The sequence below is a fragment of the Curtobacterium sp. YC1 genome (assembly GCF_016267665.1).
In the GTDB taxonomy this organism is placed as follows: domain Bacteria; phylum Actinomycetota; class Actinomycetes; order Actinomycetales; family Microbacteriaceae; genus Curtobacterium.
The window spans coordinates 1,721,618-1,736,440 of sequence record NZ_CP066341.1; the positions used below are offsets into that span (position 1 = coordinate 1,721,618).

General features: G+C 72.7%; 14 protein-coding genes. 6 read left to right on the forward strand and 8 right to left on the reverse strand.

What is annotated here, in order from left to right; genetic code table 11:
• Positions 1-27: 27 nt before the first annotated feature.
• A complete protein-coding gene (locus tag I8920_RS08155) occupies positions 28-1,191 on the reverse strand; it encodes an acyl-CoA dehydrogenase family protein (RefSeq protein ID WP_198655907.1) in 1,164 nt (387 codons plus the stop codon).
• A gap of 23 nt (positions 1,192-1,214) precedes the next feature.
• On the opposite strand from I8920_RS08155, the gene I8920_RS08160 reads away from it, so the two are divergent.
• Entirely contained in the window at positions 1,215-2,009 is a 795-nt protein-coding gene (locus tag I8920_RS08160; RefSeq protein ID WP_198655908.1) for an SGNH/GDSL hydrolase family protein, read from the forward strand.
• 109 nt (positions 2,010-2,118) lie between these two features.
• On the opposite strand, the gene I8920_RS08165 is transcribed toward I8920_RS08160, so the two are convergent.
• The 3 genes from I8920_RS08165 to I8920_RS08175 all read right to left on the reverse strand — a co-directional run bounded on the left by I8920_RS08165 (position 2,119) and on the right by I8920_RS08175 (position 5,607).
• Complete coding sequence (locus I8920_RS08165) at positions 2,119-3,456, reverse strand: serine hydrolase domain-containing protein (RefSeq protein ID WP_198655909.1); 1,338 nt, start codon at positions 3,454-3,456, stop codon at positions 2,119-2,121.
• A 33-nt stretch (positions 3,457-3,489) separates the two neighbouring features.
• Positions 3,490-4,722 carry a D-alanyl-D-alanine carboxypeptidase family protein gene (locus tag I8920_RS08170; RefSeq protein WP_198655910.1) on the reverse strand — a complete coding sequence of 411 codons (1,233 nt, stop codon included), beginning with the start codon at positions 4,720-4,722 and terminating at the stop codon, positions 3,490-3,492.
• Positions 4,723-4,788: 66 nt separating this feature from the next.
• A complete protein-coding gene (locus I8920_RS08175; RefSeq protein ID WP_198655911.1) occupies positions 4,789-5,607 on the reverse strand; it encodes a TrmH family RNA methyltransferase in 819 nt (272 codons plus the stop codon).
• A gap of 333 nt (positions 5,608-5,940) precedes the next feature.
• On the opposite strand from I8920_RS08175, the gene I8920_RS08180 reads away from it, so the two are divergent.
• The 3 genes from I8920_RS08180 to I8920_RS08190 all read left to right on the forward strand — a co-directional run bounded on the left by I8920_RS08180 (position 5,941) and on the right by I8920_RS08190 (position 8,375).
• Positions 5,941-6,831 (forward strand): Sir2 family NAD-dependent protein deacetylase, encoded by an 891-nt coding sequence (locus I8920_RS08180; RefSeq protein WP_198655912.1) that lies wholly within the window; start codon positions 5,941-5,943, stop codon positions 6,829-6,831.
• Positions 6,832-6,945: 114 nt separating this feature from the next.
• Complete coding sequence (locus I8920_RS08185) at positions 6,946-7,584, forward strand: histidine phosphatase family protein (protein WP_198655913.1); 639 nt, start codon at positions 6,946-6,948, stop codon at positions 7,582-7,584.
• A gap of 59 nt (positions 7,585-7,643) precedes the next feature.
• A complete protein-coding gene (locus tag I8920_RS08190; RefSeq protein ID WP_198655914.1) occupies positions 7,644-8,375 on the forward strand; it encodes a hypothetical protein in 732 nt (243 codons plus the stop codon).
• Positions 8,376-8,502: 127 nt separating this feature from the next.
• On the opposite strand, the gene I8920_RS08195 is transcribed toward I8920_RS08190, so the two are convergent.
• Positions 8,503-9,576 carry a glycosyltransferase family 4 protein gene (locus I8920_RS08195; protein WP_198658677.1) on the reverse strand — a complete coding sequence of 358 codons (1,074 nt, stop codon included), beginning with the start codon at positions 9,574-9,576 and terminating at the stop codon, positions 8,503-8,505.
• A 5-nt stretch (positions 9,577-9,581) separates the two neighbouring features.
• Entirely contained in the window at positions 9,582-10,628 is a 1,047-nt protein-coding gene (locus I8920_RS08200) for an alpha/beta fold hydrolase (protein ID WP_332873155.1), read from the reverse strand.
• Between the two features lie 114 nt (positions 10,629-10,742).
• On the opposite strand from I8920_RS08200, the gene treS reads away from it, so the two are divergent.
• Positions 10,743-12,452: a maltose alpha-D-glucosyltransferase gene (gene treS / locus I8920_RS08205; RefSeq protein WP_198655915.1), complete on the forward strand. Its 1,710-nt coding sequence runs from the start codon at positions 10,743-10,745 to the stop codon at positions 12,450-12,452.
• Between the two features lie 142 nt (positions 12,453-12,594).
• Positions 12,595-13,302 carry a 3'-5' exonuclease gene (locus tag I8920_RS08210; protein ID WP_198658678.1) on the forward strand — a complete coding sequence of 236 codons (708 nt, stop codon included), beginning with the start codon at positions 12,595-12,597 and terminating at the stop codon, positions 13,300-13,302.
• A 387-nt stretch (positions 13,303-13,689) separates the two neighbouring features.
• On the opposite strand, the gene I8920_RS08215 is transcribed toward I8920_RS08210, so the two are convergent.
• Both I8920_RS08215 and I8920_RS08220 read right to left on the reverse strand, forming a co-directional pair.
• Positions 13,690-13,938 (reverse strand): type B 50S ribosomal protein L31, encoded by a 249-nt coding sequence (locus I8920_RS08215; RefSeq protein ID WP_017887280.1) that lies wholly within the window; start codon positions 13,936-13,938, stop codon positions 13,690-13,692.
• A gap of 102 nt (positions 13,939-14,040) precedes the next feature.
• On the reverse strand, positions 14,041-14,823 hold the full coding sequence (locus tag I8920_RS08220) for an ABC transporter ATP-binding protein (RefSeq protein WP_198655916.1): 783 nt from the start codon (positions 14,821-14,823) through the stop codon (positions 14,041-14,043).

Sequence of the window (14,823 nt, forward strand, 5' to 3'; positions counted from 1 at the left end):
CCCCGCCGGTACCGCCCACTCCGTCCGTCAGCCCAGGGGCCCGAGCACCGACGCCGCGATGGTCCGAGCCGCCGAGTCCCGCGTCGACGGGTGGTACTGCCCGGCCCGGACGTCACGGGCGAGTCGCGCGAGCTCGCTCGTCGACCGGAAGGCGGACCCGCCGACGACCCGCATCGCCTCGTCCACCACGTGCTGCGCCGTGTCCACCGCGCGGGCCTTCGTGCCGACGAGCAGCGGGAACCACCGCGCCCCGAGGTCGTCCTGCTCGTCGACGGACCGTGTCAGCGCGTCGACCTGCAGCGTCACGGCGTCCACCGCCCCACGCAGGTCGGCGACCGTCCGGCGCACGTCCGGGTCCTGCGACCGCGGCGTGCCGTCCGACGCCGTCCGTGCGGCGACGGCCTCGGCCGCCAGGGCGATTGCCCGCTCGGCGATGCCCACGTACACCGACGCGACCAGGAGCTCGAACGCCGCGAAGATCCCGAACACCAGGGGGTCCTGGGTCGGTCCGACCGGCAGTACCCGGACGATGCGCTCGGCGGGCACGTGCGCCGCCCGCAACCGTGTGGTGCGGCTCTGCGTCGCCCGCATCCCGAGGGTGTCCCAGTCGTCCAGGTGCTCGACGCCCCCGTCGGAGCGCAGCAGGAATCCGTGCACGAGCCGCGGCTCCGGTCCGGACGTGTCCTTGCCGAACACGCTCAGCACGTCCCATGCCGGCGCGAGCGACGTGGACACCTTGGTGCCGGTGAACCGGTACCCGCCGTCGCCGTCCGGCTCCGCCGTCGTCGACGAGTCGAACAGGACGGCGTCGTTGCCGGGTTCGCTCACCCCGAAGGCGAGCAGGTGGTCGTCGGCCGCGTGGTCGGTGACGGCCTGGAGGAACGCCCCACCCCGCGCGGTCACGCTGCGGGCCGCCTGCACCCACACCTGGTGCATGCCGAGACCGAGCGCCGTCGCCGGCGCGGCCTGGGCGAGGGTCCGCTGCACCTCGGCTGTGGCGCGGAGCCCGAGCCCGGACCCGCCCTGCTCGACGGGCACCCCGATGCGCAGGTACCCGGCCGCGCGCAGCTCGTCGAGGTCCTCGGCGCAGAACGCGTTGGCGGCGTCGTACCCGGGCGCGCGTCCGGCGATGCGGGTGAGCAGTCCCTCAGGGACCGACCATCCGGCGGCATCCGTGTTGGCCTTCGTCATGGCACGAGACTATGGTCCGGAACGTGTCAGATCGTCATCCGTGGACCAGGTACGTCGCGATCGGTGACTCGTTCACCGAGGGCATCGGTGACCCCGACCCGACCGTGCCCGGCGGCAACCGCGGCTGGGCCGACCGGGTCGCCGAGGTGCTCGCGCACCAGACCGAGGACTTCGCCTACGCGAACCTGGCGATCCGCGGGCGGCTGCTGCAGCAGATCATCGACGAGCAGGCCGAGGCCGCCGTCGCCCTGCACCCCGACCTCATCACGGTGTCCGCCGGCGGCAACGACATCATCCGCCCCGGCTCCGACCCGGACGAGCTGGCCGAGCGCGTCGACCGGCTCGTCGCCGACCTGCGCCGGGACGGTGCGACCGTCGTGCTGTTCACCGGCCCCGACGTCGGCATGACGCCGGTGCTCGGCATGGTGCGCGGCAAGACGGCGATCTACAACGAGAACCTGCACGCCATCGCGCTGAAGCACGGTGCCCTGATCGCGAACACGTGGGCGCTCCGCGTGCTCCGGGATCCGCGGATGTGGGCACCGGACCGGCTCCACCACTCCCCGATGGGCCACGCCACCATCGCCGCCGCCGTGCTCGACACCCTCGGCGTGCCGCACGGGCTCGAACCCTCGAACCCGGAGCCGCTCGAGGCCCGGCCCTGGCGCGAGGCCCGCGCCGAGGACCTCGGCTGGGCGAAGGAGTACCTGGTGCCGTGGGTGGTCCGCCGCATCCGGCACACGTCGTCCGGCGACGGGGTCTCCGCGAAGCGTCCGGAGCTGCAGATCGTGACCGAGCACCCGTCAGACACCCCGTAGCCGCCGGTCGGTCGCGGGGTCCCACGCAGTGCGCCCCGCCACGGTCGTCGCGCCCCGGAGAGCCGGGGTGCGATGACCGTCACGGGGCGCGATCGCGCGCGGGACGGGCTCAGTCGGCCGGGCGCCGCAGCGTGAGCGGGCCGTCGTGCAGCGGCTGGGTCTGCCACGCGGTCGTCACCGCGCCCGTCGCCGGGTCGACCCGCACGTGCAGCAGGTGCGGGGTCTCGACGAACCGCACGTCCACCCGCAGCGTCCCGTCCTGGTCGGCCGCCCCGCTCGCGGCGAGCGGCCCCTCGACCGTCCACTCCCCCTGCCCGACCGGCACCGACAGCGTCCCGCCGTCGACGTCGACCGTGAGCCGCCACGCGTCGCCGTCGCGCGCCAGCGGACCGACGTCGGCCGTGCCCCGGAGCGACCCGCCGACCAGGGCGGGCAGCCCCAGGGAGGCGAGCCGGGCCTCCAGGGCGCGGTCCGCAGCCGCGTCGGACGAACCGTCGACGGCGGGCAGCAGGTGCTGCCAGACCGCGTCGAGGACCGCCTGCATGTCGAGGCTCTGCCCGGTCAGGGCAAGGACGACGTCCTGCTCGGGCAGGACCACGCAGAACTGGCCGTACGCGCCGTCGCCGCGGTAGCCGTGCCGGGCCATCCAGAACTGGAACCCGTAGCCCTGCGACCAGTCCGGGTTGCCCTCGTCGGGGTTGGCCACCTGCGTGCTCGTGGCCTGCGCGACCCAGTCCTCGTCGAGGATGCGCTCGCCGTCCCACACGCCGCCCTGCAGGTACAGCTGCCCGAGCTTCGCGACCGCGGACGTCGGGGCGTAGCAGCCGCTGAAGCCGAGCTCGGCACCGGTGTCGTCCAGACGCCAGGCCAGGTCGTCGATGCCCAGCGGGTCGAGCAGGTGCGGACGCAGCCAGTCCACGAGCGAGCCACCCGTCACCCGTCGCACGATCGCCGCGAGGGTGTACGTGCAGGGCTGGTTGTAGGCGAAGACCGTGCCGGGCTCCTCGTCGGGCGGGAGCAGCAGGAAGCCGCGCACCGTGTCCGTCGGGTCGAGTGCCTCGGCGCGGTCGAGCGTCTCCTCGCGGTGCCCGCTCGCCATCGCGAGCAGGTGCCGGACGCTGATGCGGCGGCTGCGCTCGTCGGTGACGTCCGCGTCGAGCTCGGGGAAGTACGACAGCACGGTCGCGTCGAGGTCGATCAGACCGGCCCGGACGGCGATGCCCACCCCCGCGGCGGTGAAGCTCTTGCTGAGCGAGTACAGCAGGTGCACGCGCTCGGCGGTGTACGGCTGCCACCAGCCCTCCGCCGCCACCTGACCGTGCCGCAGCAGCACGATGCTGTGCGGTTCCACGTCGGGTGTGGACTCGAGTGCGTCGAGCAGGGCGGTCACGCCCCGGGCGTCGATGCCGAGCGCGGACGGGGTGGAGGCCGGGAACGTCGTCGTCACGCGTCCGACCCTACGGCTGCGACCGCCCGGGCGTCACGCCCCCTGGAACGGGTTCGTCCAGCGCCACCAGACGCCGGGATCGTCGATCGTGCGCTCGAGCACGAGCGGCACCGTGACCGGGTCGTGGTCGGAGATCCGGAACCGGACCTTCCCGACCCGCTCGCCCTCCGTGCCGACGGTCACCTGCTCGAGCTCCGTCTTCGCGGTGACGGTGGCCCTGCCCCACACGAGCACCTCGGCCGCCGTGGTCGTGACCGCGTCGGCCTCGTCCTGCCACGGTGTCGAGAACGTGCCGAAGGTCTGGCCCTCGTGCGCGAGCGTCACCACCTGGAAGTTGTCCGCCACCGAGCGGAGCAGCCGCTGCACGTCGACGTCGAGGGAGTCGTGGTCGACTCCGCCGAGCATCACGCCGATCACCGTCACGTCGCGTCCGCCGCGCTCGTACGTCGCCGCGAACAGCAGGCAGGCACCGGCCTCGTCGAGGGTGCCGGTCTTGATGCCCTCGATCCCGTCGATCCCCAGCAGCTTGTTCGAGTTCTCGATCTCGCCCACCGTGGGGATCGTGACGTCCTTCGTGCCGACGATCTCGTGCACCACCGGGTCCGCCAACGCGAGCTGGCCGAGTTCCACCAGGTCGGTCGCGGTCGAGGTGTTGTCCGGGTCGAGGCCGGTCGGCTCGTGGATCGTCGTGTCGTCCAGGCCGTGCTCGTCGAGCCAGGCGTTCGCCGCACGCTCGTACGCGGCGATCGAGCCGAAGGCCCAGATCGCCAGGGCACCCGCGTAGTTGTTCGCCGACTCCATGAGCATCACCTGGAAGGTCTGGTGCTGCGTGAGCTCCAGCCCGGCGGGCATCGGGGCGACCTCGCCGTTCTGGGCCGCGTACTTGGCGTACAGGCCCTCCATCTGCTTCGTGAAGCGGATCGACGCCCCGGACTCCCCCGCCGCCATCGGCTTCTCGTCGAGCACCACGAGCGCCGTGACGACCTTCGTGATGCTCGCGATCGACCGCGGCTTCGTGTCCCCGCTGGTGCGCAGGCTCTCCGGGAAGTCGGTGGCCTCGACGGCGGTGGCGCCGTACCCGGGGAAGCTCAGCTCGGGCACGGTCGTCTCCGGTGCCGAGTACGTCGTGGTCGAGGCGCTCGCCGGCCCGAACGGCACGATGGCCGCGGCGACGAGGTAGCCGACCACGAGCACGAGGACGGCGACCACCGAGATCGTCACCGGCCTGCGGACGGCGGAACGGGGGCGGCGCACGACTCGGGACACGGTCACCGAGCGTACCGGCCCGCGTGCGTGGCGGAGGCGGGGCGCGCCTCCAGGCCGTGGTCGGGGCTAGGAGGCGCGCCGCTGCGCGTGGGTGACCGCCCACAGGCCGACGGCGCTCGCCGCGGCGACGTTGAGCGAGTCGACGCCGTGCGCCATCGGGATCCGGACCGTCGTGTCCGCCGACGCGATCGCGGCCGGGGTGAGCCCCTGACCCTCCGTACCCATCACGAGTGCGACCTTGTCCGGCAGGTCGGCGACGAAGGCGTCGAGGTCGACCGAGTCGTCGGTCAGTGCCATCGCGGCCAGGTGGAAGCCCTGGTCGCGGAGCTCCTCGCCCGCCGCGGGCCAGTCGCCGATGCGGGTCCACGGCACCTGCAGGACCGTGCCCATGCTCACCCGCACGCTGCGCCGGTACAGCGGGTCGGCGCAGCGCGGGCTGACCAGCACCGCGTCGGCACCCAGGCCGGCCACGCTGCGGAAGACGGCGCCGACGTTGGTGTGGTCGACGATGTCCTCGAGGACGACCACGACCCGCGCGTCCCGCACGACCTCGGCGACGGTCGGCAGCTCGGGGCGCTGCACGGCGGCGATCGCGCCACGGTGCATGCGGAAGCCGGTGAGCTCCTCGAGCAGGGCGTCCGGGCCCACGAACACCGGGCCGTCGTGGTCAGCGACCAGGGGCAGGACGCTGTCGAGCCACTTCTCCTGCACCAGGATGCTGCGCGGCACGTGCCCGGCGCGGATCGCACGCTCGATCACCGTGTTCGACTCGGCGATGTACAGGCCACCCTCGGGCTCGCTCACACGGCGCAGCGCCACGTCGGTGAGGCGGGCGAAGTCGTCGAGGCGGGCGTCGTCGAGGGAGTCGATGCGGACGGGGTGCACGGGGCTCGTTTCGGTGTGGTGCGGGCGGGTGCCGGGGAGCGGCGGGGTCCTGGTCTTGGTCTTGGTCGGCTGCGCTGGACCGGGGTGCCGGGGACCGGGGTTCGGGGTTCGGGGTCGGGGCTCCGGGGTTCGGGTCCGCGGTCCGGGGTCTTGGTCGTGGTCGGCTGCGTGTGCCGGGCGCGCGCGGCGCCGGTGACCGGGGTCCGGGGTACGGGTCCTGGTGCTGGTGCTGGTGCTGGTGCTGGTGCTCGGTGCTCGGTGCCGGGTGCGGGGTGACTGCGCCGCCGCGGGAAGCGATCGGCACGGTCGGGTGTTGAGGGTACCGTGAACAGGGTGCTGGATGATGCTGCGTCGACGACCGCGCCGACCGCCGGGTCGGCCGACACGGCCGACCTCGACCGGCTGGTCGAGGTGCTCGCCGGCAAGCGCGTCGCGGTCCTCTCCGGGGCCGGGCTGAGCACCGACTCGGGCATCCCCGACTACCGCGGTGCCGGTCGCGTCGTGCGCAAGCCGATGACGTTCCAGGAGTTCCTCGCCGACCCCGCGAAGCGGCAGCGGTACTGGGCGGGATCGCACCTGGGCTGGCGGAGCTTCGCCGCGGCGACGCCGAATGCTGGGCACCGCGCGCTCGCCGCACTCGAGGACGCCGGCGTGGTCGCCGGGATCATCACGCAGAACGTCGACGGCCTGCACCTGCGCGCCGGTTCGCGCCGGGTGGTCGAGATCCACGGCTCGATGGACCGCGCGGTCTGCCTGACCTGTGGCCAGGTGTTCTCGCGCGCCGACCTCGCCGCGACCATCGACCGCGCGAACCCCTGGATCGACGAGCCCGGCTCCGTCCAGCTGCAGCCCGACGGCGACGTCGAGATCACCGACGTCGAGCGGTTCGTCGTGCCGGCGTGCTCGGTGTGCGGCGGCGACCTGAAGCCCGACGTCGTGTTCTTCGGCGAGTTCGTCCCCACCGAGAAGTTCCACGAGGCCGTGTCGATCGTCGCCGACGCCGATGCCCTGCTCGTGGTGGGGTCGTCGCTCACGGTGAACTCCGGCGTCCGCCTGGTCGACCACGCGACCCGTCGGAAGAACCCCGTCGTCATCGTGAACCGCGGGGCGACCCGGAGTGATCGCCGCGCTGCGGTGAAGGTGGACGGTGGGACCACCGAGACGCTGGTGCACCTGGCGGAGCGGCTGGTCGCGGGGGCGGCGCCGATGGCGGGCGGCGAGTAGCGCGCCGGGCCGGCCGAGCTGCCGGGGCGTGCGGGCTGCCAGCCTGCCGCGCTCGCCCCGCTCGCGCTCCGGTACGGACCCCTGGTCCCCCGCGTCGTCTGCGAAGATCGACGGGTGACGACCCACCTGTACCTCGTCCGGCACGGCGAGACCGACTGGAACGCGCAACGCCGGATCCAGGGCTCGACCGACATCCCCCTCAACGACACCGGGCGCCGACAGGCCGCCGAAGCCGCCGAACTGCTCGCCCGGCGACCCTTCGACGCCGTCGTGGCGTCACCGCTGTCCCGTGCGGCCACCACCGGGGCGATCATCGCCGACCGCCTCGGCCTCGCGGCCCCGGCGACGTACCCGGGCCTGGCAGAGCGCTCCTACGGCGAGGCCGAGGGCCTGACCGACGACGAGGTCCTGGCCCGCTACCCGCACGACGACATCCCAGGTCGTGAGTCCCGGTCCGCCCTGCTCGCGCGCACCACCGAGGCCCTCGGCGAGATCGCGGTGCAGTTCGACGGCGGGGTCGTGGTGGTCGCGACGCACGGTGCCGTGATCCGTGCCGTGGTGAACGCCTCGGCGCCGGGCACCGCAGACCGTCGGGACACCCCGATCCGCAACGGCTCGATCCACTCGTTCCGCTGGGACCCCGAGCGGTTCCACGCCGAGCTCGTCCGGTTCGACGACCCCATCGACGACGTCTCCGACGCGACCGGCGGCGCTCCGTTCGACCACCAGAACCCGCTCGAACGCCGCAGCTGACCAGGGACTAGGCTCCGACGCACCCGTATCCGCCTGCGCGTCCGGGTGGAGGGAGCGACATGTCCGACGACGGAACCGACCGCTCCACGCAGCGCGCCCTCGACCCGCCGGACGACGACCTCGACCAGGTCTTCGGCCCCGAGACCGCGTCCGTGCCGTCGCGGACGCGGGCGCGCACCTGGGTCGTCATCGGCGTCGGCGTCCTCGCGGTCGCCGCGGTCATCGTCGTGGCGCTCGGGTCGATCGTCGGGAGCGTCCAGAACGGCATCGGCGGGGTGTTCCCCCGACCGGAGGCGGCGCTCGACCGGTTCGACGCGCGCGTGAGCGACCTGCCCGGCGTCGTCGAGGTGCGGCACCACGAACCGCGGAAGACGGCGTTCGCGAGCTACGACGCGACCGCCACCGTCCGCGCCGACCCAGCCCTCGACCGCGCGGCGCGTGCGGACCTCGTCGAGGCCGTGAGCCGTGCCGCGGAGGACGCCGGCGGCAACGGCGTGCGCATCGTCGCCATCGCCGACCTCGGGGTGCTGCACGTCGGTGTCACGGGCGACCGGGCGGTGACGGAGCGCCGCCTGGTGCTCGCGGACACGCTCGACCGCATCGGCGGGGTGACCGCGGTGCGGTGCTCGTGGGCCCGGGGCACCGAGGCCTCCGACGACGACGCCGACCAGTCGGTCGTCGTCGAGACCCCGGGACGGGGCAAGGCCCTGCCACCGATCGTGGCGCGGGTCACCGAGGACACCCAGCGGGTGTTCCCGGGAGCGGACGTCGAGGTACGGGCGCCGCAGTAGCGCCAGCAGGCAGGCCGACCGCGGTGCCGCCCGGCGCCAGCAGGCAGACCGACCGCAGTGCCGCCCGGCGCCAGCAGGCAGACCGACCGCGGCGCCGCCCGGCGCCAGCAGGCGCTGGCACCCGGGGTCAGCGTGCCGCCCGGTCCCGCACGGCCCGCTCCACCGCGCGGACCACCTGCTCCGCCGAGTCCTGCCACCGGAACCGCCCGGCCCGCGCGATCGACTGCTGCGAGGCCTCCTGCCACCGCCCCTCCACGCGCCGCACCGCCGCTGCGACCGCCGACGGCGACGCCGGGTCGAAGTACTCGGCCGCCTCGCCGCCGATCTCCCGGAAGATCGGGATGTCGCTCACCACCACCGGCGTGCCGACGCCCATCGCCTCGACCAGCGGGATCCCGAACCCCTCGTCGTACGAGGCCGTGGCCAACGCCGTGGCCGACCGGAGCACCGACAGGTACTCCTCGTCCGACGCCCCGTCGTGGAACACGATCGCCCCCGCGGGCGCGAGCCCCTCGAGCCGGGCACGGTCGGCTGCGGACACGCGCGACATGCAGTGCAGCGTCCAGTCCGGGCCGAGCAGCGGCAGTGCCGCCGCGAGTGTCTCGACGTTCTTGTACGGCATGAAGGAGCCCATGTAGACGAGCGAGCGCGCACGCGCCCCGTCTGCCGGGCGTGGGTCCGCCGGGTCCGCGGCGTTGTACGCCACGGTGACCGGACGCCGGGTGAGCCGGTGCTCGGCGATGAGCGCCGCGCTGGTCTCCGACACCGTGACGACCCCGTCAGCGCCGTTCAGCAGCAGGCGCTGCGGCACCCAGGACAGGTGGAACGCCCGCCACCCGAGCCGGAGTGGCCACGAGAACTCCCGTGGAGGCGTGCGGTTGCGGTAGTAGATCAGGTCGTGCAGCGTCAGCACGAGCGCGTGGTCGCGGCCGCGCGACCCCATCGTCTGCATCGGCGAGAACACCGCGTCGAGTCCCAGACGGTTCACCCGGCGGGCGACGAGCGGCTCCCCCGCGTCGGTCGGGGCCGGCAGCAGTTCCCACGGCAGCTCACGCGGCAGCGACTCGAGCTGGCGTTCGTCGCTGACGAGCAGCACGTAGTCGTGGCGGTCGGGCAGGTGCGCCACGACGCCCGCGGTGAACCGGCTGATCCCGTCGTGCCGGCCGATCCGCACGTAGCGGCAGTCGATGCCGATACGCAGCCGCGTCACGACGCGTCCGCCTCGCCGGCCGGGGCGGCCGTCCCGTGCTGGTCCTGGTCCGCTCCCCGGGTCGCGCCGTCGCGTGCCTCGGTCGGCCGGGAGGCCCGGGTCGGCCCCGGCGACCGTCGCGCCTTCGCCCTCCGGTCGCGTGCCGGACGGGCCGGCGTGTCGGCCATCCGCCGCAGGACGGCGGCCGCGGCCGGCGCCGGCGTCTCGTAGTGCACCAGGTGTCCGACGCCCGGGATCACGACGAGCTCGGCGTCGCGCAACCGGGCGGCCAGCGCGCGCTGCTCGGGCACGGCCGTGATGTCGTCGTGCTCGGCGGCCACCATGAGCACCGGCACGTCGATCCGGTCGGCGTACTCCGACACGTCGTGCGTGACCGAGGTCCGGAACGCCTCGAGCACGCTCGTGCGGTTCGCGAAGGCCGAGAAGTACCGGTCGTGCTGGTCGTGCACCCAGCGGCGCAGCGCCGGGTCGTGGGACTTGAGCATCGCGACGCTCATCGCGCGGACGATCGCGCCGTTGCGCAGGATGCCGAGTCCGATCGGCCGGGGCAGCACCGCGCCCGCCCGGTAGTAGCCGATCGCGATGGCCGTGCCGATCGCGCGCGGACCCCGCAGGGCCGGGGCGGCGATCGGGTTGACGAGGACGAGCAGCCGGGTGTCGAGTCCGGCGGCGACGGCCGCCGAGACGACGATCGAGCCGAACGAGTGGCCGAGCACGACGGTGTCGCGGCCCAGGCCGAGCGCGGCGGCGAACCCCTTCAGCCACGTGACGTACCCGTCGACGTCGGAGACCGGCAGCGGGTCCGACTCGCCGAAGCCGGGCAGGTCCGGCACGATCACGCGGACGCCCTCCAGGTGTGCGGCGATCGTCTCCAACCCGTGGTGGTCCCCGCGGAACCCGTGGACGGCGAGCACGGTCCGGTCGGCGTCCTCGGGCCCGTAGACCCAGTGGTGCGTGGTCCGGCCGTCCACCTGGACGGCCCGGTGCACGACCGGGGTGGCGGCCATCAGCGACTGGTACGGGGAGAGCACGGGCGGTTGCATCCGCGCCAGTCTAGGGAGCCAACCGCACGAAACCCCGGACACCCGCAGCGTCGCGCGCCTATCGTGTCCGGGGCGGGCCGTCGACGGGTCCGACGACCTTCGACGAGGAGCACGGTGACCTTCACAGCCCCGATCCAGTTGCCCGGACTGACGCTCGACCCGCAGTGGTACAAGCGCTCGGTCTTCTACGAGTGCATGATCCGCTCGTTCGTGGATTCGAACGGTGACGGCATCGGCGACATCCAGGGCGTGATCGGAAAGCTCGACTACCTGCAGTGGCTCGGGGTGGACGCCCTGTGGCTGCCCCCGTTCTTCCAGTCGCCGATGCGCGACGGCGGGTACGACATCGCCGACTACCGGGCGATCCTGCCGGAGTTCGGCACCCTCGACGACTTCCGCGAGCTGGTCACGAAGTCGCACGAGCGCAACATGCGCATCGTCATCGACATGGTGATCAACCACACGAGCGACCAGCACGAGTGGTTCCAGCAGTCCCGTGAGGACCCGGACGGCCCCTACGGCGACTTCTACGTCTGGCGGGACACCGACGAGGACTACTCGAACATCCGCATCATCTTCGTGGACACCGAGGAGTCGAACTGGACGTTCGACCCGGTGCGCCGGCAATTCTTCTTCCACCGGTTCTTCTCGCACCAGCCCGACCTGAACTTCGAGAACCCGGCCGTGGTCGAGGCCGTGTACGACGTCGTCCGGCACTGGCTGGACATGGGCGTCGACGGTCTGCGGCTCGACGCCATCCCGTACCTGTTCGAGTCCGAGGAGGGCAACGGCGAGGGCGAGCCGGAGACCCACGAGTTCATCAAGAAGCTCCGCGCGATGGTGGACGACGAGTACCCCGGCCGGGTCCTGCTGGCCGAGGCGAACCAGTGGCCCCGTGAGACCGCCGCGTTCTTCGGCACGGACGAGGAACCCGAGTGCCACATGGCGTTCGACTTCCCGGTCATGCCCCGCATCTTCTACTCGCTCCGCGCCCAGCACGCGGCCGAGCTCAAGGCGATCCTGTCCGAGACCCTCGACGTCCCTTCGTCGGCGGCGTGGGGCGTCTTCCTCCGCAACCACGACGAGCTCACGCTCGAGATGGTGAGCGAGGAGTACCGGCAGGCGATGTACGGCTGGTACGGGTACGACCCGCGGATGCGCTCGAACATCGGCATCCGTCGCCGTCTCGCTCCCCTGCTCGACAACTCCCGCGCCGAGCTCGAACTCATCCACGCGCTGCTGTTCTCGCTGCCGGGATCGCCGTTCCTGTACTACGGCGACGAGATCGGCATGGGCGACAACATCTGGCTGCCGGACCGCGACTCGTCCCGCACGCCCATGCAGTGGACGCCGGACCGGAACGCCGGCTTCTCGACCGCCGACCCGGGCAAGCTGTACCTGCCCGTCGTGCAGTCCCTGGTGTACAACTACGCGCAGGTCAACGTCGAGGCACAGCTCGCACAGTCCCGCTCCCTGCTGCACTGGGTCCGGAACGTCATCCACGTGCGGAAGGCGCACCCGGTCTTCGGACTCGGCACGCTCGACGTGCAGGAGACCTCGAACGAGTCCGTGCTCGCCTTCGTCCGCTCGTGGGAGGGCTCCGGGCAGCAGTTCGGCCCGTCCGCCGAGGACGTCCTGTGCGTGTTCTCGTTCGCGACGAACCCGACCTCGGTCACCATCACGGCACCCGAGTACGCCGGTCGCCCGCTGTACGACCTGTTCGGCGGCAGCTCGTTCCCGTCCTTCGACGAGGACGGCACCGTCACGCTCACCATGGGCACGCAGTCGTTCTTCTGGCTGCACGTCGGCGCGCCGGTCGGCTGACCGGGGCGCCGGGCGGCCCACGGCTGGCCGGACGAGCGGCCGGCGGGCGGGTCGCCGTGGTGGTGTCGGTGCGTCCGGCTAGCCTCGTCGGGTGACGTACTCCGCAGCAGCGCTCGACACGCCCGCGCCGACGACTCCCCCGGTGCAGGACCTCTCCGGTCGGCCCTGGTGGCACGCGCTCGGCGTGTTCGACCTCGAGACCACCGGTGTCGACGTCGAGACCGCCCGCATCGTCACCGCCCACGTGGGCCTGATCGACGTCACCGGGCGGTCCATCGTCGAGGGCGCGTGGATCGCCGATCCCGGCGTCGAGATCCCCGAGGGCGCCGCGGCCGTGCACGGGTACACCACCGAACGCGCGCAGGCCGAGGGGCGTCCCGCCGCCGAGGTCGTGGGCGAGATCATCGCCGCCATCGAAGCGGTGTTCGCCCGCGGCATCCCGCTCGTCATCTACAACGCCCCGTACGACCTCACCGTCCTCGACCGCGAGGCCAAGCGCCACGGGTTCGCCTCGCCGGTCATCGGCAACGTCGTCGACCCGCTCGTGATCGACAAGGCGCTCGACACCTACCGCAAGGGCAAGCGCACGCTCGAGGCCGCGTCCGAGCTGTACGGCGTGGCCCTCGACGACGCCCACGACGCCGGCGCCGACGCCATCGCTGCCGGGCGTGTCGCGCAGGCCATCGCGAACCGCTACCCGGACGAACTCGGCGTCTCGGCCGAGGAACTCCACCGCAAGCAGGTCGGCTGGTGCGCCGAGCAGGCGACCTCGTTCCAGGACTACATGCGGAAGAAGCGCGACCCGGCCTTCGTCGCCGACGGCCGCTGGCCGCACCGCAACGGCGCCTGACCCGCCCGCGGGTGCACGGCAGCCGCCCACCCCATGCCGCCTGCCCGCGGGCGCACGACCGCGCCCGAGCACGCAAGCCGCGCCCGCGTCCGCGCCCGCGCCCCGCACCACCAAAGTGCATCGGAACCACACGAAGAGGTGGCGCCGATGCACTTTGGTGGTGCGCCGCCACCCCGCGCCGCCACCCCGCGCCACCCCGCGCCACCGCTCCGCACCACTCCCGCGCGCCAGCAGCACCGCGCCCCGCTCCGGTCATCGCGCCCCCGCACACCCGGGCGCAACGACCACAGCGGGGCGCAACCGGTCAGGGAACTCGCGCCGACGCCCCACAACGCGAACGGGCGGCCCTCCCGAAGGAGAGCCGCCCGTCGGCGTTGTGTGAGCTGCTTACTTGCTGAAGCCCTTGAAGCGCTGGTTGAACTTCTCGACGCGACCGGCCGAGTCGAGGATGCGCTGCTTGCCCGTGTAGAACGGGTGCGACGCGGAGGAGATCTCGACGTCGATGACCGGGTAGGTCGCACCGTCGAGCTCGATGGTCTTGTCGCTGTTCGCGGTCGAACGCGTCAGGAACGTCTCACCAGAGGCCAGGTCGCGGAAGACGATGGCGCGGTACTCGGGGTGGGTGTCGGTCTTCATGGAGATTCCTCGATAGCGGTGGTGGGATTGCGCGAACTGCGCGGGAAGTCGTCGGCTTGCGCCAGCCGTCCACGATACCAGAGAGACGACCGGATCGCAGCGCTACGCGGCGCGTGCCGTGTAGCGACCGGCGTCCTTGGTGACGGAGAGCTCGATGCCGAACGCCTCGGTCAGGGTCTGGTCGGTCAGGACCTCGTCGATCGGCCCCGCGGCCTGCACGTGGCCGTCTGCGAGGACGAGCGCGTGCGTGAACCCGGCCGGGATCTCCTCGACGTGGTGGGTGACGATGACGATCGCCGGCGAGTCCGCGCTCTGGGCGTAGCCGCCGAGGGTGCGGACGAGGCTCTCGCGGGCGCCGAGGTCGAGCGACGCGGCCGGTTCGTCGAGGAACAGGATCTCCGGGTCGGTCATCACGGCGCGGGCGATCTGGACGCGCTTCTGCTCGCCGTCGCTCAGTTCGCCGAACGTGCGGTCGGTGAAGGAGCCGAGGCCCCACTCGTCGAGCACGCGCTGGGCACGGCGGACGTCGAGCTCCTCGTACTCCTCGTTCCAGCGGCCGGTGACCGAGTAGGCCGCGGTGAGCACCACGTCGATGACCTTCTCGGTCACCGGGATGCGACGTGCCAGCGCGGTCGAGGCGAAGCCGATGCGCGGCCGGAGCTCGAACAGGTCGGCGCCGCCGAGCTCGGTACCGAGCACCTCGACGTCGCCCGAGGTCGGGAACGTCTGGGCGCCGGCCACCTGCAGCAGCGTGGTCTTGCCGGCGCCGTTCGCACCGAGCACGACCCAGCGTTCGTCGTCCTGCACCTCCCACGAGATCGCGTCGAGGATGGTGGCCCCGTTGCGGACCACGGAGACGTCTGACAAGCGCACGACCGAGGGCAT

What these genes read in the sequence shown, in the direction of transcription:
- I8920_RS08155 (WP_198655907.1), bottom strand. Translation starts at nt 1,191, where the DNA reads ATGACGAAGGCCAACACGGATGCCGCCGGATGGTCGGTCCCTGAGGGA.
- I8920_RS08190 (WP_198655914.1), top strand. Translation starts at nt 7,644, where the DNA reads ATGTCCGACGACGGAACCGACCGCTCCACGCAGCGCGCCCTCGACCCG.
- I8920_RS08200 (WP_332873155.1), bottom strand. Translation starts at nt 10,628, where the DNA reads ATGCAACCGCCCGTGCTCTCCCCGTACCAGTCGCTGATGGCCGCCACC.
- I8920_RS08215 (WP_017887280.1), bottom strand. Translation starts at nt 13,938, where the DNA reads ATGAAGACCGACACCCACCCCGAGTACCGCGCCATCGTCTTCCGCGAC.
- I8920_RS08220 (WP_198655916.1), bottom strand. Translation starts at nt 14,823, where the DNA reads ATGCCCTCGGTCGTGCGCTTGTCAGACGTCTCCGTGGTCCGCAACGGG.